The sequence below is a fragment of the Novosphingobium sp. genome (assembly GCF_049240505.1).
GTDB lineage: Bacteria > Pseudomonadota > Alphaproteobacteria > Sphingomonadales > Sphingomonadaceae > Novosphingobium.
This window is the reverse complement of record NZ_JBMLSM010000045.1, coordinates 1-20,139: the sequence shown is the minus strand read 5'-3', so window position 1 is coordinate 20,139 and position 20,139 is coordinate 1. Positions and strand designations below refer to the sequence as shown.

At 61.0% G+C, this 20,139-nt stretch carries 17 protein-coding genes; 13 read left to right on the top strand and 4 right to left on the bottom strand.

Going from position 1 to position 20,139, the window contains the following annotated elements:
* Positions 1–147: 147 nt before the first annotated feature.
* Complete coding sequence (locus ACOVQ0_RS04120; protein WP_421880480.1) at positions 148–627, top strand: MarR family winged helix-turn-helix transcriptional regulator; 480 nt, start codon at positions 148–150, stop codon at positions 625–627.
* Positions 628–674: 47 nt separating this feature from the next.
* Positions 675–1,094 carry a c-type cytochrome gene (locus ACOVQ0_RS04115; protein WP_421880476.1) on the top strand — a complete coding sequence of 140 codons (420 nt, stop codon included), beginning with the start codon at positions 675–677 and terminating at the stop codon, positions 1,092–1,094.
* Between the two features lie 9 nt (positions 1,095–1,103).
* Here ACOVQ0_RS04115 and ACOVQ0_RS04110 read toward each other — a convergent pair whose 3' ends face one another.
* Positions 1,104–2,159 carry a LacI family DNA-binding transcriptional regulator gene (locus ACOVQ0_RS04110; protein WP_421880473.1) on the bottom strand — a complete coding sequence of 352 codons (1,056 nt, stop codon included), beginning with the start codon at positions 2,157–2,159 and terminating at the stop codon, positions 1,104–1,106.
* A 220-nt stretch (positions 2,160–2,379) separates the two neighbouring features.
* On the opposite strand from ACOVQ0_RS04110, the gene ACOVQ0_RS04105 reads away from it, so the two are divergent.
* The 3 genes from ACOVQ0_RS04105 to ACOVQ0_RS04095 all read left to right on the top strand — a co-directional run bounded on the left by ACOVQ0_RS04105 (position 2,380) and on the right by ACOVQ0_RS04095 (position 5,307).
* Complete coding sequence (locus ACOVQ0_RS04105; RefSeq protein WP_421880470.1) at positions 2,380–3,873, top strand: carboxylesterase/lipase family protein; 1,494 nt, start codon at positions 2,380–2,382, stop codon at positions 3,871–3,873.
* A gap of 118 nt (positions 3,874–3,991) precedes the next feature.
* A complete protein-coding gene (locus ACOVQ0_RS04100; RefSeq protein WP_421880467.1) occupies positions 3,992–4,426 on the top strand; it encodes an RrF2 family transcriptional regulator in 435 nt (144 codons plus the stop codon).
* Between the two features lie 74 nt (positions 4,427–4,500).
* A complete protein-coding gene (locus ACOVQ0_RS04095) occupies positions 4,501–5,307 on the top strand; it encodes an outer membrane protein assembly factor BamD (protein ID WP_421880464.1) in 807 nt (268 codons plus the stop codon).
* A gap of 2 nt (positions 5,308–5,309) precedes the next feature.
* Here the strand turns inward: ACOVQ0_RS04095 and ACOVQ0_RS04090 are convergent, their stop codons facing one another.
* Together ACOVQ0_RS04090 and ACOVQ0_RS04085 are read right to left on the bottom strand one after the other, a co-directional pair.
* On the bottom strand, positions 5,310–6,284 hold the full coding sequence (locus tag ACOVQ0_RS04090) for a DUF481 domain-containing protein (protein ID WP_421880461.1): 975 nt from the start codon (positions 6,282–6,284) through the stop codon (positions 5,310–5,312).
* Between the two features lie 72 nt (positions 6,285–6,356).
* Positions 6,357–7,736, bottom strand: coding sequence for an amino acid permease (locus ACOVQ0_RS04085; RefSeq protein ID WP_421880458.1), 1,380 nt, complete (start codon positions 7,734–7,736; stop codon positions 6,357–6,359).
* A 174-nt stretch (positions 7,737–7,910) separates the two neighbouring features.
* On the opposite strand from ACOVQ0_RS04085, the gene ACOVQ0_RS04080 reads away from it, so the two are divergent.
* Positions 7,911–8,543, top strand: coding sequence for a class I SAM-dependent methyltransferase (locus tag ACOVQ0_RS04080; protein WP_421880455.1), 633 nt, complete (start codon positions 7,911–7,913; stop codon positions 8,541–8,543).
* A 54-nt stretch (positions 8,544–8,597) separates the two neighbouring features.
* Here the strand turns inward: ACOVQ0_RS04080 and ACOVQ0_RS04075 are convergent, their stop codons facing one another.
* Positions 8,598–11,378, bottom strand: a complete 2,781-nt coding sequence (locus ACOVQ0_RS04075) for an Rne/Rng family ribonuclease (RefSeq protein WP_421880452.1) — start codon at positions 11,376–11,378, stop codon at positions 8,598–8,600.
* 648 nt (positions 11,379–12,026) lie between these two features.
* Between ACOVQ0_RS04075 and ACOVQ0_RS04070 the strand changes: the two genes are divergently transcribed.
* The 7 genes from ACOVQ0_RS04070 to ACOVQ0_RS04040 all read left to right on the top strand — a co-directional run.
* Entirely contained in the window at positions 12,027–12,890 is an 864-nt protein-coding gene (locus ACOVQ0_RS04070; RefSeq protein WP_421880449.1) for an N-acetylmuramoyl-L-alanine amidase family protein, read from the top strand.
* Positions 12,891–12,962: 72 nt separating this feature from the next.
* On the top strand, positions 12,963–15,497 hold the full coding sequence (locus ACOVQ0_RS04065; protein WP_421880447.1) for a penicillin-binding protein 1A: 2,535 nt from the start codon (positions 12,963–12,965) through the stop codon (positions 15,495–15,497).
* A 67-nt stretch (positions 15,498–15,564) separates the two neighbouring features.
* The gene (locus ACOVQ0_RS04060; protein WP_421880444.1) at positions 15,565–16,113 is read left to right on the top strand and encodes a peroxiredoxin; all 549 of its coding nucleotides are present in this window, start codon (positions 15,565–15,567) and stop codon (positions 16,111–16,113) included.
* Between the two features lie 237 nt (positions 16,114–16,350).
* A complete protein-coding gene (gene prfB, locus ACOVQ0_RS04055) occupies positions 16,351–17,478 on the top strand; it encodes a peptide chain release factor 2 (RefSeq protein ID WP_421880441.1) in 1,128 nt (375 codons plus the stop codon).
* Positions 17,478–18,236 carry a class I SAM-dependent methyltransferase gene (locus ACOVQ0_RS04050; RefSeq protein ID WP_421880438.1) on the top strand — a complete coding sequence of 253 codons (759 nt, stop codon included), beginning with the start codon at positions 17,478–17,480 and terminating at the stop codon, positions 18,234–18,236. Before prfB ends, ACOVQ0_RS04050 begins: the two co-directional genes overlap by 1 nt.
* A complete protein-coding gene (locus ACOVQ0_RS04045; RefSeq protein ID WP_421880435.1) occupies positions 18,236–19,645 on the top strand; it encodes an NAD(P)H-dependent flavin oxidoreductase in 1,410 nt (469 codons plus the stop codon). The genes ACOVQ0_RS04050 and ACOVQ0_RS04045 overlap by 1 nt, the downstream gene beginning before the upstream one ends.
* Positions 19,646–19,981: 336 nt before the next feature.
* Positions 19,982–20,139: GIY-YIG nuclease family protein (locus ACOVQ0_RS04040; RefSeq protein ID WP_421880574.1), on the top strand; the 158-nt coding region annotated here is incomplete at its 3' end.

Sequence of the window (20,139 nt, the reverse complement as noted above, 5' to 3'; positions counted from 1 at the left end):
ATTCGTGAAATCGGTGCATTTTGCACTGCGGCAGGATTTGCAGAATTTTGTATGTTTCACTAATGGAAAATGCAGAGACTTCGCACTCGCTGCCTGCACGGCAGCCTTTGCGATCACGGGTGATACAGAGGTTTGAAGGAGCGGCCCTTGGTAACGGCGGAAATTACAAGGCAGGCTGCCGTACCCGAGCTTGATCTCGATGGACTGGATTCCGTTCTGGGGCTGCACATCGGCACCGTGAACACGCTGTTCGTCACCCGCACCGAAAAGCGGCTCGATCTTCTCAATGTGACGCCAAAACAGGTGGCGATCCTCTGGCTGGTCAATGCCAATCCCGGCGTGAAGCAGACAGACCTGTCCAAGTTCTTCCAGATCGAGCGCCCCACCGTTCACCAGTTCGTCCGGCAATTGCTCAAGAACGAATTTATCGTCAACGAACCGTCGAAGCTGGATCGCCGGGCAGGGGGGCTGCGGCTTACCGATGCGGGCCGTGAAGTGTTGACCAAGGCACGCGATGTGATCGCCGCCCACGAAGACGAACTCACTTCCAGCCTTACCGCGCGTGAAAAGTCGGAACTGTTCCGTATCCTGATGAAGCTTTATCTTCTGGCGCCAGCAAAGGACTGACCGATCCGTTCAGGAATCGTGCATCCGTTATGCTGCATTGGTATGTGATGACCAAGGAAACCAAGCCGATGAAGCGTATCGTTCTTTCAGGTGCGGCGGTGCTGGCCCTTGCGGGCGCCACGTTCGCGGGCTTCACCAATGCTTTTGCCCAAAGCGCTGAAGGCGATGCTGCGCGCGGCAAGACGGTTTATGCGCGCTGCGCAGCCTGTCACGATCTCAATACCGGCGCGACCCGGCTTGGCCCTTCGCTCAAAGGCGTGATGGGCCGCACCTCAGGCACATCGCCCAGTTTCAATTATTCGCAAGCGTTGAAGGACAAGGCCGTCGTCTGGAACGCCGCTTCGCTGGACCAGTTTCTGGCGGCGCCAGCCAAGTATGCCCCCGGCAACCGCATGGCGTTCCCCCCGATGGCCAACGCCAAGGACCGGGCTGACCTGATCGCGTTTCTCGAACAGTCCGCGCGCTGATCCTCTGCTTTACCCTGCCTTCGGCGGGGCGGTGGAATCGCGTACAACCAGATGGAAGTCTAGCAGGCGCAAGCCGTCTGCCGGCTCGTCGCGTCGCAGCAGTAGCGACGCGGCGGCGCGGCCCATGTCCTCAACCGGTTGGTGAACGGTTGTCAGATACGGCCAGACCGAACGAGCGATCCAGCTATCGTCAAATCCACAAACGGAAACATCTTCCGGCACCTTCAGCCCTGCCTGCGAACAGGCGGCCATCACCCCGGCAGCCGAGTCATCGTTGGTGGCAAAGATTGCCGTAGGGCGCGGGTCCATCGCCAACACCTCATTGCCTGCACGAATGCCGCCATCGAAACTGAAACTGCCATCAGCCTCGATCAGCGAATGCTCCATGCCAAGCTCGCCCAGCGTCTCGATAAAGCCGTCAAGCCGCAGTGCCGCAGCGCTGTGGGATTTCGGTCCCCGCAAAACCGCGATCCGGCGATGGCCGAGATCCCACAGATGATGCGCCATTGCGGCTGCCGCCGCGCGATCATCTATGCCGATTCCCGGCGATCGATCCGGTTCATTAGCAGGCGCGATGCGCACATAACGGATGCCCGATCGCTCCAGAAAATCGAGCAAAACCAGATCATCCGTCAGGGGCGGCGTCAGCACGAAGCCATCGCACCGGCTGTTGCGCACCAGCGCTAGGAGTTGCGCCTCCAGTTCTTCCCTTGGCACCGTGGAATCCACATTGTCGATGCGCAGATGATACTGGTTGGCGCGGCAGGCCTCATACACGCCCTTCTGGATGTCCATCGTGTAGTTGGGGCTGGGATTGTCGAACAGCAGGCCGATGATGAATGTCCGCGATCCCGCCAAAGACCGCGCCGCCGTATCGGGTACATAGTTCAACTCGGCAATCGCTGCCTCAACCTTGGCGCGCAACTTGGCCGAAACGTGTGGTTCGGAATTGATGACCCGCGATACGCTCTTCAGTGAAACTCCGGCCAGTTTGGCCACGTCTTCCATCGTCGTATGGCCGGTGCCTTGGCCCGCCTTTGCAAGACCAGTCGTTGCGAGACTCATTCCTTGAACCCGATCCTTTCGTGCGCCGCCTTTTAGCCGATAGTTCGGCCCCGTCATCATCCTATTCGCAACGGTGTAAGCAATCGACCGGAGCGGTTGCCAAAGCGGTGACAGAAGGTGCGCATTCCCCTCTGGACCTGAACTTGACAGCCCTGTCACCAAACTGCAAGTCTTGGTTCGCGAGCGCTTCGAGACTCGTTGTGGAGAGGTTGGACAGGAAATGCACAAGACTATCGCGGCACTCACAATCGGCGCGGGCCTGATCGCTGGCGCCGCCCATGCGCAGACGGTTCAAACATCTTCCGGCGCTGTTAAAGGGGCTGAAACCGGCTCCGGTGTCGCGGCGTTTCTCGGCATTCCCTATGCCGCGCCGCCCGTAGGTGAAAACCGCTGGCGTGCGCCCCAGCCCGTCAAATCGTGGAGTGGAGAGCGTGATGCCAGCAAGTACGCTGCCGACTGCGCGCAGGCCCCGTTCCCGCCCGATGCCGCACCGATCCAGACCAAACCTTCGGAAGATTGCCTCTATCTCAATGTCTGGAAGCCCGCTTCAGCCAAGGCTGGGGCCAAGCTTCCCGTCATGGTTTGGGTGCATGGTGGCGGCTTCGTCAACGGCGGCAGCTCTCCGGCTGTCTATTCGGGCAGCAACTTCGCGCGCGATGGCGTGGTGCTGGTCAGTCTCAACTATCGTCTGGGCCGCTACGGCTTCTTCGCGCATCCCGCACTTGCCGCAGAAGGGTTCGGCGGGAACTTTGGCTTCCTTGATCAGATTGCTGCGCTGAAGTGGGTTCAGGCGAATGTCGCGGCATTCGGGGGCGATCCGGCCAACGTCACCATCTTCGGCGAAAGTGCTGGCGGCATGTCGATGCACATGCTGCTTCAGGCACCCGAAGCACGGGGGCTGTTCCACAAGGCCATTATCGAAAGTGGCGGCGGGCGCGATCGCACCTTGCCCATGCCCACAATCGCAACTGCAGCCAAAGCGGGCGAGGCGTTTGCACCGGGGTTGACCGCATCGGCCCTGCGCGCGTTGCCCGAAGAAAAGGTTACGGCCGACCTTTCGATGATGACGATGGGCAAGCCAGGTTACTCAGGCCCGATGGTGGATGGACGGACCATCTTCGGCTCCAGCATCGATGCGATTTCGGCAGGGCTTTATGCCAACGTGCCGGTCATGGTTGGGGCCAATTCGGCGGATGGCTTCCCGATGGTGACCGACAAGGACGCGATCTTCGCAAGCTACGGCGCAAAAGCAGCAGACGCGCGCAAGCTCTATGATCCTGCAGGAACCGAAACCGGGCTGGTCGTGGGCACAATGACCAGCGCCGACAAGATGTTCATCGAACCCGCCAGAGCCGTCGCAAGGGCGCTGGCAGCGCGCGGCCAGCAGGCTTATCTGTTCCGCTTCGGCTATGCTCACCCCGATTTCCAGAAAGCGATGGGAGGCGCTCCTCATGCCAGCGAACTGCCCTACGTCTTTGATACCGTTGCCGCCCGCACCCAGTGGAAAATGGTCCCTGCCGAAGCCGCCGTGGCAAAGCGCACACACGATCTCTGGGTGGCATTTGCTCGCGCAGGCAATCCGGGGGCAAGCTGGCCCGCCGCCTCGACCAACGACACGAAGGTCATGCTGATCGACGAAAAGGGAGCGTCACACGTCGAAGACCCTTATCGCGCTCGCCTCGATTTCGCCGAGGCATTGGCAGCGGGCAAATAGTCGTTCAAGCAGGGTAACCCACCGTTTTCTGCAAGAAAGCGGTGGGTTGTCGCCAATCCTGATGAGTTAATTCTACCGCTGGCGTTGACATTCCGGCGTTAGCGTTCATCTGTTTCTCATGCTTTCGCAAAAGACGCGATACACTATCCGCGCCCTCCAACATCTGGCCGACACATTTGGTCAGGGAGCGGTGCGTCTTGATGACATTGCCGAAGCACAGAATATTCCGCGCAAATTCCTCACCGTGATCCTTTCGGAAATGGCGCGGGAAGGAATCGTGGTTTCACACCGGGGCAGGGATGGGGGCTATGAGCTGGCCTTGCCGCCCGTTGATATCCGCTACGGCGATATCATCCGCCTCACGCGCGGCAGCATTGCGCTTGTGCCTTGCGCCAGCCGCAACGCACACGAACATTGCAACAATTGCTTGCCAGAGGCGGATTGCCGCCTGCGCGGCCTGATGCTGCAACTGCGCGATGAAACCGCGGCAATCCTTGATCGCCTGACACTTGCCGATCCGATCGCGGTCGAAGCGCCGTTCACCGAAGCGTGAACTGCATCATCGCTTTCGCGCAAAACTCGGTAACTTCACTTGGCGTTCAGGAACCGGCTGGCTATAGGGTCGGCATGACGCATCCTGCCACGCGCCGCCCCTTGCGCTTCGCCGTTATCGCTGCTGCCACTGTGGCCATTGGGCTGACCGCCGGTTGTGCCGGTGGGGGAAACAAGAAGAAGGACGTCGCTTACGTCGCGCGTGACGTCGATACGCTTTATACCGCTGCGAAAGATCGTCTGGATAAAGGCGATTCCAAGCAGGCGGCCGCCCTGTTTGATGAAGTTGAGCGTCAGCACCCTTACTCACCCTGGGCGCGCCGTGCGCAGCTCATGTCGGCGTTCAGCTACTATGTCTCGCGCGATTATGCCAAGTCGGTCCAGTCTGCGCAGCGCTTCCTGTCGATCCACCCGGGCAACAAGGACGCGCCTTACGCGTACTATCTCGTCGCGCTCTGCTATTACGAACAGATTTCCGACGTTACGCGCGATCAGAAGATCACCCAGCAGGCGCTGACCGCCATGAACGAGCTGGTCCGCCGCTACCCCAGCACCGATTATGCTGCCGATGCACGGCTCAAGATCGACCTGATCAACGATCACCTTGCCGGCAAGGAGATGGAAATCGGTCGCATGTACCAGAGCAGCGGCAAATGGCTGGCTGGCACGCTGCGTTTCCGCACCGTCGCTGAAAAATATCAGACCACCAGCCACGCACCCGAAGCGCTCTATCGTCTGGTCGAAAGCTACCTTTCGCTCGGCTTGCCGCAGGAAGCGCAAAAGGCAGCTGCCGTGCTCGGCGCGAACTATCCGGGCAGCAAGTGGTATGAACGCTCCTACGAGCTGATGAACAAGCACGCACCGGGCACCACGGCTTCCTGATCTTAGAAGCCGTAGACAAGGCTCAACCGACTCGTCGTATCGGTTCCAAACCGCCCCAGTTCGGGCGCGGTTTCGTGCTGGATCATGTATGAAAAGCGGGCTTTCAATTTGCCGATGAGCTTGGAATCGAGCGCGGCCAGCGTGTAGAATGTGCTGCCTGTTGCATCGGAATAGATGCTGGCGTCCTGGCTGTATTCCAGCGATGGCGTGATCTTCACTTTGGCTTCCAGCGACGCGAGACCCGCCACCACGGATTCACGCGCTGCGGCGACCGGCTCTGTTACGCGCCATGCTGGTCCTGCCTTCACGCTCAGGCGCGCTGCTTCGCTTTTCAGTACGCTGTAACCGAGGCCGCCAGACACGCTGTATCGCGATGCAAAGCCCTGAAACCGATCCTGTTCATACTGGCCAAGGCCGAAAAGATATCCCCGTTCGTCGAACTTGTAGTTCGGCTCTGCCGAAAATCGGTATTGTTCGCGCGTTATGACGCTGTTGGTTTCCTGATAATCCGCACGGGCATTCGTGCCGACGCGCCAGTTTTGGCCCTCGACCAGCATCTTGAAGCCGCCGACAAGCCCGATCCCCGGCGCATTTCCGGTGTTCACGAATGCGCCTGCTTCTCCTTCGCCAGACCACTTGAGCGTAGCGCCATCGATAGGTGGCAGTGTGGATAGAGGAGAGGAGCTATTTTTGGCTTTCTGGCTTGCCAGGAGCGCCGGACTGGGTGGCCTTGCGCCAATGGCTGTATCGATCCGGCCTGCCAGATGCCGGTCGATCGCGGCGGTGACTTCCGGCAAAGCTCGTTTGGTCGTGCGGACCACCGTTTCAATCTCAGCCCGATCGCCCGAAGCGATCGCCGCGTCGATGATTGCGGCTATGGCGACCGGCAGTTCTGCAACCTGATCGGGCAGGACCGCTTCTGCCTGTGCTGCCACTGGAGCGGTGGTCATGGCAGCGATCATCAGGCAGGCGGACATGTTAAACAGCTCCAAACAAAAGAAATTCAGCCTAACACACCGTTGTGCTGTTGGGCTAGCAGGGGATGCCTGTCAGGCGTGTTTGCTTCGCAACATCCACCATGCGCCTGCCGCCAGAGCTACCGTCAGCGCGCTCGCCAGAAACTGCGCTCGCAATTCGGGCACAAGTCCCATCGCCAGGAGCACGATCACGATGGCAGCAATGGTTGCATAGGACAGCCAGGGGAACAACCACATGCGGATGCCGAGCCGTTCGGGCGCGGTGGCTTCGACGATGCGCCGCATTCTGACCTGCGCTAGACAGACCATCAGATAGATCACCAGCATCAGCGCCCCCGATGCGCTGACGAGGAAACTGAACACGCCGCCCGGAGACAGCACCGATGCCGCCATTGCACCATAGCCGAACAGGCTGGCGATTACCGTGGCGCGGGCAGGGACCTTGCGCTTGTTCAGCTTGATCAGGCTTTGTGGCGCATCGCCATGTCGCGCCAGACCGAACAACGCGCGCGATGTCACGTAAAGGCCGGAATTCAGGCAAGACAGCACCGCAACGAGGACCACCGCGTTCATGATCGTCTCAGCCGCCGGGATGCCCATCAGGCCCAGCGAACTGGCGAAAGGCGATTGGCCGGGAACAACCGTGTCCCACGGTTGCACCGCCACGATCAGGATCAGTGAAAGGATGTAGAACAGAAGGATGCGTAGCGCGACCGATCCGGTCATCCGGGCGATGACTTTGGCAGGCGCACGCGATTCCGCTGCGGCGACCGTGGCGATCTCAGCCCCGCACAGTGCGAATATCACGCTGGTTACCCCACCGATTACCGCCCCCCAGCCTTTGGGAGCAAATCCGCCATGCCCGGTGATATTGGCAAAGGTCGGGCCGTCGGGCGATGTGACGCCGAAGGCCCACAGCCCTGCAATGGCGATAAAGCCGATAATTGCCGCCACTTTCGCCGCCGAAAGCCAGAACTCGAACTCGCCGTAGGAGCGCGCGGAGAAAAGGTTCACCACCGTCATCAGCGCCAGCAGCACACAGCCGATCTGCCATACTTCGAATGGCAGCCACAGAGCCAGAATGACCGCCCCGGCAATCGCCTCGATGGCCACCACGATCACCCAGAAATACCAGTAGAGCCAGCCTGTTACGAACCCCGCCAGCGGTCCCCACTTCTCACCGAAGCCGATGCGGACATGCTCGGTAAACGACCCCGCGCCGGGGTTGAGCATCGCCATCTCGCTCAACATCCGCATGATCATCAGGATCACGAGGCCTGCCATGCCATAGCTGACGACCACCGCCGGCCCGATCTGGTTGATCGAAGTCGATGATCCGACGAACAGCCCCGCGCCGATGATCCCTCCGATCGCAATCATCGCCACATGGCGGGCATGAAGTGCTGCGTCCAGCTTGTGTTCGTCGCCGTGGGAGGTTTGGCCGTGCATCATGGTTCCGTATGTTGCGCCTTGCGCGGACCATAGCCGAAAGCCTTGTCCATGCCAGTGGCCACATGGTTTCGTCCGCAACAAAGTTCCGCGCAGAATGAAACGCCATCGCTGGCCTCTTGCGCTGCAAACAGCCGCGATGCACTTTAGCGTCCATAACAATTGTGGGGAATGGGGATGAGCTTGAAGTCGCTGTGGGAAGCGCACGTTGTGCCGCGGATGATAAAGTGCGCCTGCGCCTCGCCCGCGATCATGGACTTGCGCGCGGGCGTCGTGCCCAAGGCGCAGGGCCGCGTCTTCGAGATCGGCTGCGGCGGCGGACTGAACCAGCAGTTCTACGACACCGCTCGCGTCACCGGTTTCGCAGGCATTGACCCTTCGGGCAAACTGCTGGACTACGCACGCGAAGCTGCCGCATCGAAGGGCTGGCAGGCCGACATCCGCGAAGGCGTGGGCGAGGATATACCCTTCGAGAGCGAAAGCTTCGACACCGCCGTGTGTACCTACACGCTGTGTTCGGTCCACGATCCGGCAAAAGTCCTGTCGGAACTGCGCCGCATCCTCAAGCCCGGCGGCACATTGCTGTTTCTCGAACACGGTCTCAGCCCAGATGCCAAGGTTTCGCGCTGGCAGCGCCGGATCGAGCCGGTGTGGAAGCCGTTGATGGGCGGTTGCCATCTCAGCCGCCCGGTTACCGCGCCGGTGCAACAGGCGGGGTTCGATGTGGCGCAGCCGGGGCACACCTACATGCCTGGTATGCCGAAATGGGCCGCATGGATGGAGTGGGGCGCAGCCACCAAACGCGCCTGAAACGAAAAAGGCCCCGCCGTGAAGCGGGGCCTTTTGTTATTACTCCAAGGGCGATCAGGCCCCGAAGGTGCGCTGCCACCAGCCACGGCGCGGTGCCCCGTCGTCAGCGTTCTCGACTGCCACCGGTGCGGCAACCTCATCTGCAGTCGGCGCTTCGGCCGTGACAGCTTCGGTCGGTGCGGCATCTGCAGCCACCGCGTCGACCTTCTTCTTGCGCGTGCGCTTCGGCTTGGCCGGAGCGGGTTCCGCAGCCACTTCGACAGCTTCGGCCTCAACAGCCGACGCTTCTTCAGCCGCAACCACGGTCTCGGTTTCGACCTTCTTCTTGCGTGTGCGCTTGGGCTTCACCGGCGCCGGTTCTACCGCAGCTTCGGCGACGGGTTCCGCTGCTTCAACGGCAGCAGCAGGCTTGGCAACGGCTTCAGATGCTGCCTCAACCTTCTTCTTGCGCGTCCGCTTGGGCTTTACCGGTGTTTCGGCAGGTGCAGCTTCAGCCACAGCTTCAGCTTCGACGACCGGAGCCGGTTCCGCTGCTACCTCAGCTTCGACCGGTGCCTCAGCACCGTCTTCTGCATCGGCCTGTTCACCTGCATCTTCGCTGCTCTCGCGCCCGCCACGCCGACGACGCCCACGCCGACGGCGCTTGCGCGGCCCACGCTCGTTCTCGTCTGCGCTTTCGCTGCCGCTTTCAACGCCTTCTGCGGCGGCATCGTCGCCATCGCTGTCGTCGCCTTCGAGGTCAGAACCGGCTTCACCTTCGGCTCCAGCTTCCGCAGCGCTTTCGCCACCGTCTTCACGGCGATCGCGATTGCGCCCACGACGGCGCTTGCGGCGCTTGCGGCGGTTGTCGCCCCGATCGCCTTCTTCGCTATCGCCATCGCCGCGCGTGGTCTGCTCTTCGGCTTCATCTTCATCGTCGTAGTTGTCCTCGACGATATCGTCTTCTTCCTCAGGCTCGATGATCGGTTCGAAGCGCGGCACGAATTCCGGCTTCGGCCCGCGCGAGGCAACGCGCATCTTCGCGCCTTCGTTCTCGCCTTCGGGGATGACTTCGACCGAAACGCCATAGCGTTCCTCGATCTCGGCAAGATCGGTACGCTTGGCATTGAGCACATAGATCGCCGCTTCCTGCGAAGCGTAAAGCGAAACGACGTTGCCCTTGCCCTTTGCAGCTTCGTCTTCGATCAGACGCAGCGCCGAAAGGCCAGCGGAAGACGCCGTGCGAACAAGCCCCGTGCCATCGCAGTGCGGGCAACCGCGCGTCGTGGCTTCAAGCACGCCGGTGCGCAGGCGCTGGCGGCTCATTTCCATCAGGCCAAAGCCCGAAATGCGGCCTACCTGAATGCGCGCGCGATCGTTCTTGAGCGCGTCCTTCATCGCCTTCTCGACCTTGCGGACGTTCGAGCCGTACTCCATGTCGATGAAGTCGATCACGACCAGCCCGGCCATGTCGCGCAGACGAAGCTGGCGGGCGATTTCGCGCGCAGCTTCAAGGTTGGTGGCAACGGCGGTCTGCTCGATACCGTGTTCCTTGGTGGACCGGCCAGAGTTGATGTCGATCGAGACAAGCGCTTCGGTCGGGTTGATCACCAGATAGCCGCCGCTCTTGAGCTGGACCACCGGATCATACATCGCTGTAAGCTGGTCTTCCGCACCATAGCGCTGGAACAGCGGTACTGGATCGGCATAGGCCTTCACGCGCTTGGCGTGGCTGGGCATCAGCAGCTTCATGAAGTCCTTGGCGGCACGATATCCGTACTCGCCCTCGACCACCACTTCCTCGATCTCGCGATTGTAGATGTCGCGGATCGCGCGCTTGATCAGATCGGAATCCGAATGGATCAGCGCAGGCGCGACCGAATGCATCGTGCGTTCGCGGATCTCGTCCCACAGACGGGCGAGGTAATCGAAGTCGCGCTTGATCTCGGTCTTGGTGCGCTGCAACCCGGCGGTGCGCACGATGCACGACATCGAACGGGGCAGTTCCAGTTCGGAAATGATCGTCTTCAACCGCTTGCGATCTGCCGAAGAGCTGATCTTGCGGCTGATCCCGCCACCGTGGCTCGAATTGGGCATGAGCACGCAATAACGACCGGCAAGGCTGAGATAGGTGGTGAGGGCAGCGCCCTTGTTTCCACGTTCTTCCTTGACGACCTGGACCAGCAGAACCTGACGGCGCTGGATCACGTCCTGAATCTTGTAGCGGCGACGCAGTGCCATGCGCTTGGCGCGCAGTTCATCGGCTTCCTTGCCCTGCGAACGGCCACCCTGGCGGCGACGGCCCTGGCGTCCGCGACGGCGGTTGTCTCCGCCTTCTTCGCCGCCCTCGTCACCTTCGCCAGCAGCGTCGGAGGTTTCGCCCTCTTCGCCTTCCTCGGCGTCATGGTCGAACCCGTTTTCAACAACGCCGCCTTCGATCGTGGCGACCTGATCCTTTTCCGACGTGTCGACTTCGGTCACGCCATCTTCGGAATCGTAGCTTTCGCCATCAGCGTAATCTTCATCGTCCGCATCTTCGGCAGCACGCAGCGCTGCTTCTTCCTCAGCGTGCGCGGCCTCTTCGGCCAGCAACGCTTCGCGGTCTTCCTTGGGGATCTGATAGTAATCGGGATGGATTTCGCTGAACGCAAGGAACCCGTGCCGGTTACCGCCGAAATCGACGAAGGCCGCCTGCAACGATGGTTCTACCCGTGTTACCTTTGCGAGGTAGATATTGCCCTTGATCTGCTTGTGATCAGCAGATTCAAAGTCGAACTCTTCAATCCGATTGCCCTTCAGCACCGCCACCCGGGTTTCTTCCTGGTGGCGCGCATCGATTAACATGCGCGTGGTCATTATAAATTCTCCAGCCGCGCCGCCGCCGGGTTTCCCCTGCGTGTCTGGCGCGGATCGTTTGGGATGCGCGGCACCGTGGCGACCGGAATGGTTCCGTGTCGGCGGCGATCGCGAATGCGGGTTTGCCGGATCGGAGCGTTTCGGCGCGCAGCATATTGGCTGCCTTGCCCTGTCGCTCGCCGCCCGGCGGCGGTTGGTTTGTGTCTGCAGCAAAGATAATTCGCGGCGAAATGCGCGTGCCACCAATCGTCCAAGCCGCAACTGCCCCCGTGGGGCAGCTTGGCAAGAACGAAACGCGGCTTATCATCACTACATCAACCTTGTGGCGTGGCAGAGGAGCGCTTGCGCTTCTTTCTCCCACGATTACAGGATCTTCGCCAGAAGGTTTTCCTCGCCCACCGCGGCGCAGACTTGCGCTTTCTGGCGGTTTCGGCGTGAAACGCTCCGTTGCTGGCTCGCCCCGGTAGATGGGTGCTAGCACTGCAATTGCAAACCAGCAATTAAAACAATGGTGATGCCAATCCATTAACCATATCGATCATTTTGCGCTGGACCGCGATGGTGGCGGCAGAGCATAGGCGGTGGCGGATGGAAGACAGGGGGCTCATTGTTGCGGTATTTGCTGCGCCGGTCTTGGCGGCGGTCGCAATGTGGGCTGCATTTTCCACGGGTATTGCTTCAATCGAACCGCGCTATGTCGTGCGTATCGATCTGCCGAAGGGCGGCATAAGGATCGGCCTCCCGCCGATTGAGGGGCCGGCCGATACATCTCGTCCATTGGTGGTGATCGATGCCGGGCATGGCGGTCATGATCCGGGTGCTAGCGGCGCGAAAGGGGAACGCGAAAAGGATCTTACGCTGGCACTTGCCAGATCGCTGCGCGACCGTCTGCTCGCGGAAGGGCAGGTCCGCGTTGCCATGACGCGCGACGATGACCGTTTCCTTGTGCTGGATGAACGTGCCGATATCGCGCGCCGGTTGGGTGCAGCACTGTTCGTTTCAATCCACGCTGACGCTGCACAAAGTACGTCTGCAAGGGGTGCCACAGTCTATACGTTATCCGATAAGGCTTCGGATGCCGTTGCAGAAGCGATGGCGAACCGTGAAAATACGGCGGATGCGATCAACGGTGTTTCGCTGGACGGTAGGGGGGATGTCGTTTCTTCCATTCTCGTTGATCTGGCGCGACGAGACATGCGCAGCAGTTCCATGCGCTTCGGTGAACTGGTCGTGCGCGAGGCCGAGGGCAAATTGCGCTTCCACGCCACGCCCCAGCGTGAGGCTGCTTTTGTGGTCCTGAAATCGCTTGATCTGCCCTCGGCACTGATCGAAGCAGGCTATATCAGCAATGATGAAGACGCTCAGGCCATGCGCGACCCGGCTTGGCGTAAAGGCTTTTCCGGGGCTGTTGCAAAGGCGATCGGCATTTTTCTTGCAGAACGCCAGGCACCTTCCATTTCCGAAAGCGCGGCTGCGCCGGAACCCTCGGATCAAGGTTCCGAGACGCCCTGAACCGATTTTGAACCCGATTTGATCCTAAGGTACTGGCTTGCACGCGCAGGGCCATGCTAGAGGCGCTGCATAATGGCTGAAGACACGTCCCAGCAGTCCCGGTTCAAGCTCCTGCGCGAGGATGGCCTTGCGCGGTGGCACACCTTTGCAGACTGGTATCGCACGAAATGGCGGGCAAGCCGCTGGTTCCGTCTGGCGAACTACCTTGCAGGCGCCGTTCTGGTCGGTTGGTTCGTCCTTTGGGTGGCGGTCATTCGCCTCCTGCCATCGGCGGACAGTCTCCTCACTTATCAGCCGCCACTGCCCACGATGGTTCGCGGCACTGATGGTGAAATCGTGTCCAGCTATGCGCGCGAACGCCGGGTTCAGTTGCGGTTCGTCGATTTCCCGGAACCGATGATCAACGCTTTCCTGGCGGCTGAGGACAAGACGTTCTGGACCCACGGTGGCATCGACTTTTTCGGTTTGGCCGGAGCTGTGGCCGATTATGCGCTCAAGTTCGGATCGGGTGAACGCGCGCGTGGCGGTTCCACGATCACGCAGCAGGTCGCCAAGAACATCTTGATCGGCGATGAATATTCGATCTCGCGCAAGCTCAAGGAAATGATCCTGGCTCGGCGTATCGAAGGCGTGCTGGAAAAGCAGCAGATCCTCGAACTCTATCTCAACGAAATTCCACTGGGTCGGCAGAGCTTCGGTGTGCAGGCGGCGGCGCGCGCCTATTTCGACAAGGACGTGGGCGAACTGCAGCTTCACGAAGATGCGTTTCTGGCGATTCTGCCGAAGGCACCAGAACGCTATGGCCGCGCCAAGTATGAATCGATGGCCATTGAACGCCGCAACTGGGTACTCGATCAGATGGTCCGCAATGGCTGGGCAACACAGCAGGCTGCGGATGCTGCCAAGGCCATGCCGCTTGGCCTGAAACCGCGCCGGGCTGAAAACTACACGGCGGATGCTGGCTATTTCCTTGAAGAAGTGCGCCGTCAGCTGATCGAAAAGTTTGGCGAAAAGGCTGAGAACGGGCCGAACAGCGTCTATGCCGGCGGTCTGTGGGTGCGGACCTCGCTCGACACGCAATTGCAGACGGCGGCACAAAATTCGCTGCGGTCTGCGTTGTTGCGCTATTCCGGGGGGCGGGCATGGCACGGACCGATTGCCCGTGTCGATATTGATGGCGATCGTTGGCAGACGGAACTGATTACCAGCAATATTGCGATAAATTATCAGAACTGGCGCGTCGGGGTGCTGCTGTCCCGCAGCGGATCGACTGGCAAGGTTGGATTTTCGGACGGCAATACCGCCGATCTGATCGGTCTTCCCGACAAGATTCGTCCCGGTGACATTACCGCCGTGGCTCCGGTCAATGCGGGGACTTATGCGGTTCGGACCGTGCCAGAGGTATCTGGCGGTATGGTCGTGCAAGATCCGCAGAGCGGTCGCGTGCTGGCGATGCAGGGCGGCTTCGATTCCCGCCTCGGCTCGTTCAACCGCGCCACACAGGCCAATCGTCAGCCCGGCTCCACGATCAAGCCGTTCGTCTATGCCACCGCGCTGGACAACGGAATGACGCCTGCGTCGATGGTCGTCGATGGCACCTTCTGCGTCTATCAGGGCGCAGCGCTCGGCGAAAAGTGCTTCCGCAACTTTGGCAACGAAGGCGGTTCGGGCAGCCACACCATGCGCTGGGGGCTTGAACAGTCGCGCAACCTGATGACCGTGCGCGTAGCCAACGATGTCGGCATGGAAAAAGTGGTCCGCACGATCAAGAACGTAGGCATTGGGGAATACGAACCCTACCTTTCGATGGCACTGGGCGCGGGCGACACCACGGTCCTCAAGATGGTCAATGCCTATGCGGCGCTGGCCGATCAGGGCCGACAGCACGCGCCGACGCTGGTCGACTATGTGCAGGACCGCAACGGCAAGGTCATCCTGCGTGCCGACAATCGCCGTTGCGATGGCTGCTCGATGCCGCAATGGGACGGCAAGCCGATGCCGCGCTTCAAGCCCGGCGGCAAACAGGTCATGGACCCTCGCACGGCCTATCAGGTCGTTCACATGCTCGAAGGCGTGGTGGTGCGCGGCACGGCGGTCACCCTTCGCGATCTCGGCCTGCCCCTGTTCGGCAAGACCGGCACGACCTCCGGCCCCACCAACGTCTGGTTCGTCGGCGGTTCGCCCGATATCATCGCGGGCGTCTACATCGGCTACGACCAACCCCGCAGCCTCGGCGGTTACGCGCAGGGCGGGCGGATCGCGGCGCCGGTGTTCAAGCAGCTTGTTCAGGAAACACGTGCGCGGTGGAAGGATATTCCGTTCCGGGTGCCTGAGGGTGTGCGGATGGTGAAGGTGGACCGGGTTTCGGGCAAGCGCGTGTTTGGCGGGACGCCGGAGAACGAGGTGGCCAAGGCTTCGGTGATCTGGGAGGCGTTCAAGCCGGATACCGAGCCTCGGCGGACGGCGCGCGAGGGCGAAATGACTGCAAAACAAGCGGTTATCGATGCCCTCCGCCGGGCGCGGGCGGCGCGTGGCATTCCCGATGGCGGGGCGGAAGAGACTCCGGCGGAGCAGGGCTTCCTGGAAGAGCAGGGCGGCATCTACTGAGTTGGATTTTTCCAAATGCCCTCAAAGGCATTGGCGCCGCCAGCCTGGTTCTGATAGCTTGTACACCATGAACAAGCTCCTGATCCCCGCCGCCATCGCGGCCTTCGCTTTCGTGTCCGCTCCGGCATCGGCGGAACTTGCCAATGGCGTGAAAGCGCCTGCTTTCGAGGCGAAGGGCGCGCTTGCGGGCAAACCGTTCTCGTTCTCGCTGGCCAAGGCGTTGAAGAAGGGGCCGGTCGTTCTCTATTTCTACCCCAAGGCGTTCACGCAAGGATGCACGCTGGAAGCCCATGCCTTTGCCGAAGCCAGTGCGGATTTCAGCGCTGCGGGCGCGACTGTGGTGGGCATGTCGAACGACGACATCGCCACGCTCCAGAAGTTTTCGACCGAGGCCTGCCGCGACAAATTTGCCGTTGCGTCCGCCAGCCCTGCGGTAATCAAGGCCTATGACGTCGATCTGAAAAAGCCCGATGGCGTATCTACCGGGCTGACCAAGCGCACCAGCTATGTCATCGGCCGCAACGGCAGGGTGGTGATGGTGCATTCGGACATGGATTATCGTGACCACGTGAAGATGACGCTGGCCGCCGTGCGCAAGCTGAAGGGCAAGGGCTGAGCGCACTAGTTTCCGGCACGACAGGTCGGAAACCCTCCCCGCTGCGACTAGGCTCACCTACGGTTCGCCAAGTCTCGCGCCCCTCCCTTGAGGGAGGGGGTGGGGTGGGCGTACGACGGCCGCGTTCGCAAGTGGACTAGCCCAAACCGAAACGCATTTCACGCTTGGGCTTTACATGCCTGCCCGCTTCGCTAAGCGGCGCAGTTCGTTTTGCGTTTTTGACCGGAGTTTCCCGCCATGCGTGCCGAAGGGCAGGCCCACATCGACCGCATCAATGCCGCGCTGGCACTGGTGCGCAAGTTCCTCGACTGGGACCGCGCCGTGCGCCGTCTCGACGAGTTGAACGCCCGCGTCGAAGACCCGAAGCTGTGGGACGATCCCAAGAAGGCCGAAGAGGTGATGCGCGAGCGGCGCAGGCTTGAAGCGGCCATTGGCACCGTCAACCAGATCGGTCAGGAAATGGCCGACGCCGTTGAGTTCATCGAACTTGGCGAGATGGAGGACGACGAAGCAACGGTGAACGAAGGTCTGGCAACGTTGGCCGCACTGGCCGAGCGTGCCGACAACGACAAGGTGCAGGCGCTGCTGGCCGGTGAGGCTGATGCCAACAACGCCTTCCTTGAAGTTCACGCAGGCGCAGGCGGCACCGAAAGCCAGGACTGGGCGGAAATGCTGCAGCGCATGTACACGCGCTGGGCCGAACGCCACGGTTACAAGGTCGATCTGGTCGATTACCACGCGGGTGAAGCTGCGGGCATCAAGAGTGCGACCCTGCTGATCAAGGGCGAGAACGCCTATGGCTATGCCAAGACCGAAAGCGGCGTGCATCGTCTGGTCCGCATCAGCCCCTATGACAGTTCGGCACGGCGGCACACGTCGTTCAGTTCGGTCTGGGTCTATCCCGAAATCGACGACAATATCGAGGTCGAGATCAACCCCGCTGACCTGAAGATCGACACCTATCGCGCATCGGGCGCGGGCGGTCAGCACGTCAACACCACCGATTCGGCAGTGCGCATCACTCACGTGCCGACCGGCATCATCGTTGCCAGCCAGAACGATCGCAGCCAGCACAAGAACCGCGCCACGGCGATGGGCATGTTGAAGGCGCGCATCTATGAAGCCGAACTGGCCAAGCGCGAAGCGGCTGCCAGCGGTGAATATCAGGCCAAGACCGAAATCGGTTGGGGCCACCAGATCCGGTCCTATGTGCTGCAGCCCTATCAGCAAGTGAAAGACCTGCGCACGGGTGCCGTCTCGACCAATCCCACCGAAGTGCTCGATGGTGCGCTCGACCCGTTCATGGCCGCTGCGCTTTCGCAGAAGGTCACCGGCGAGAAGGTGAACGTCGAGGACGACGATTGATGCTGCGGGCTTCGGCCCTTGCACCCCTTGCGCTTCTGGCGCTGCTCGGCGCGTGTGAGCCGACGCCGAAGGATGACCGTGCGGAAACCTCGCGCGCTTTTCCAAAGGCGGACAGGCCAGTTTCGGAACTGGGTAGCAACTCCGTTTCGAACGAGAGCGACCGAGACGACCGAAACGAAGCCAATACCGTAATGAACCTTGCCGGGGTGGCACCGGGCATGAGCGTGGCCGATATCGGCGCGGGCGAAGGGTATTATACCGTCCGCCTTGCAGAGCGCGTGACACGCAGTGGGCGCGTGCTGGCGCAGGATATCGATGGCGATGCGCTGCGTCGGTTGGGTTCGCGCGTCGAAGCTGACAGGCTGGATAATGTTTCGATCAAGCCGGGGGGCGAGGACGATCCAAAGCTGCCCGAACGCAGTTTTGATCGCGTGTTTCTGGTTCACATGTACCACGAAGTGGCTGAGCCATATGCGTTCCTGTGGCGGTTGTGGCCATCGTTGAAGCCGGGTGGGCGCGTGGTTGTGGTCGATATCGACCGCGCGACCGATAGCCACGGCATTCCCCCGGCGCTGCTGATCTGCGAGATGGCGGCGGTGGGCTTTCGTTTGGATGAATTTCACCGTAAACCGGAGCTTGCGGGGTATTACGCACAGTTCGTGGCGGCGCAGACGCGGCCCGAACCGGGCGCAATCAAGCCGTGCCGGTTGAAGGCGGCGATGGGTGCTGGCGCGACAAGCGCCTTGAAAGGAAATTGATGTCTGCGTTCAAGGGGTTGAAGCCGATTCTCTATGGTGGCCGTGAAGTTTGGCCACTGGTCGAGGGCGGCAAGGGTGTTGCAGCGACGAACCACATGAGTTCCGGCGCATGGGCCGCTGCCGGCGGGATCGGCACGGTCAGCGCGGTCAATGCCGACAGCTACGACGCCGAAGGCAAGATTGTTCCACAGGTTTATGATGCGCTGACGCGCAAGGAACGCCATGAACAACTGATGCGCTATGCCATCGATGGCGCGGTGGAACAGGTGAAGCGCGCGCACGAAATCGCGGGCGGACGCGGAGCGATCAACATCAACGTGTTGTGGGAAATGGGCGGCGCGCAGCCGATTCTGGAAGCGGTGCTGGACCAGACGCGCGGGATGGTGACCGGCGTTACCTGCGGCGCAGGGATGCCCTACAAGCTTTCGGAAATCGCGGAGCGCTATAACGTCCACTATCTGCCCATCGTGTCTTCGGGCCGGGCGTTTCGCGCACTGTGGAAGCGTGCCTATCACAAGGTTCCGCAATTGCTGGGCGCGGTGGTCTATGAAGATCCGTGGCTGGCGGGCGGGCACAATGGCTTGTCCAACGCCGAAGACCCGAAGAAGCCGGAAGATCCCTATCCGCGCGTAAAGGCACTGCGCGATGTGATGCGCGCAGAAGGCATTTCGGACGATGTGCCGATCGTGATGGCGGGCGGGGTGTGGTTCCTGCGCGAATGGAACGACTGGATCGACAATCCCGAACTGGGCGCAATTGCCTTCCAGTTCGGCACGCGCCCGTTGCTGACCGAAGAAAGCCCGATTCCGCAGGGTTGGAAGGACCATCTTCGCAAGCTGGAACCGGGCGATGTGCTGCTGCACCGGTTCTCGCCCACGGGCTTTTATTCGTCAGCCGTGCGCAATCCGTTCCTGCGTTCGCTGGAAGCGCGGTCTGAACGGCAGATTCCTTATTCGCGCGTTGAGGCGGGCGACCATACCGTGCAGCTTGATGTGGGCGTGCGCGGCAAGAATTTCTGGGTGACGCCCAACGATCTGGCGCACGCGCGCGAATGGCACGCCGCAGGCTATGTCCATGCGCTGCGCACGCCGGATGATACGATGGTGTTCGTGACGCCAGAGGAACGCGACGAAATCCAGCAGGACCAGAAGGACTGCATGGGCTGCCTTTCGCACTGCGGGTTCTCTTCGTGGAAGGATCACGACGATTACACCACCGGCCGTCTGGCCGATCCGCGCAGCTTCTGCATCCAGAAGACCCTGCAGGACATCGCGCATGGCGGCGACATCGACAAGAACCTGATGTTCGCGGGCCACGCGGCCTATCGGTTCAAGCAGGACCCGTTTTATTCCAACAACTTCACGCCATCGGTGAAGCAGTTGGTGGACCGGATTTTGACTGGAGATTGAGTGGGGGCAGGCAAGCGCTGCCCTCGTCGCCCCGTGCCTTGGCTTTCTATTTCACCGCCAGTCCGGTTTGGTGTGCTCTCGTCAGCTATACTGCCTCGCCCAGAGTATGCCGGTGGCGGTAGTGTGGAAAGGCCACGTCGCAAGGTAGCCAAGCCCCGTGTCAAGCACGGGGCGACGAAGATGGTCAGTTTCGGATTGCGACAGGGGCGGTTCCGGGATGCCGGGCTGCCCTTTTTCGTTGGATCGCAGACTACCCTTTAAACCAAACATCCGTCGCCCCGTGCTTGACACGGGGCTTGGCTTTTCTTTCCGCCCCACGTTTGGCACAACAGCCAAATGGAAAAGGGCGGTTGGGTCTACATCATGGCAAACCGCTACCGTGGCGGGATGTATGTTGGCGTCACCTCCGATCTGACCCGGCGCGTGTGGCAGCACCGTGTGTCAATGGACACCCAGTTTTACGAGCTAAGGCGACACCCAGTGTTACGAGGTGT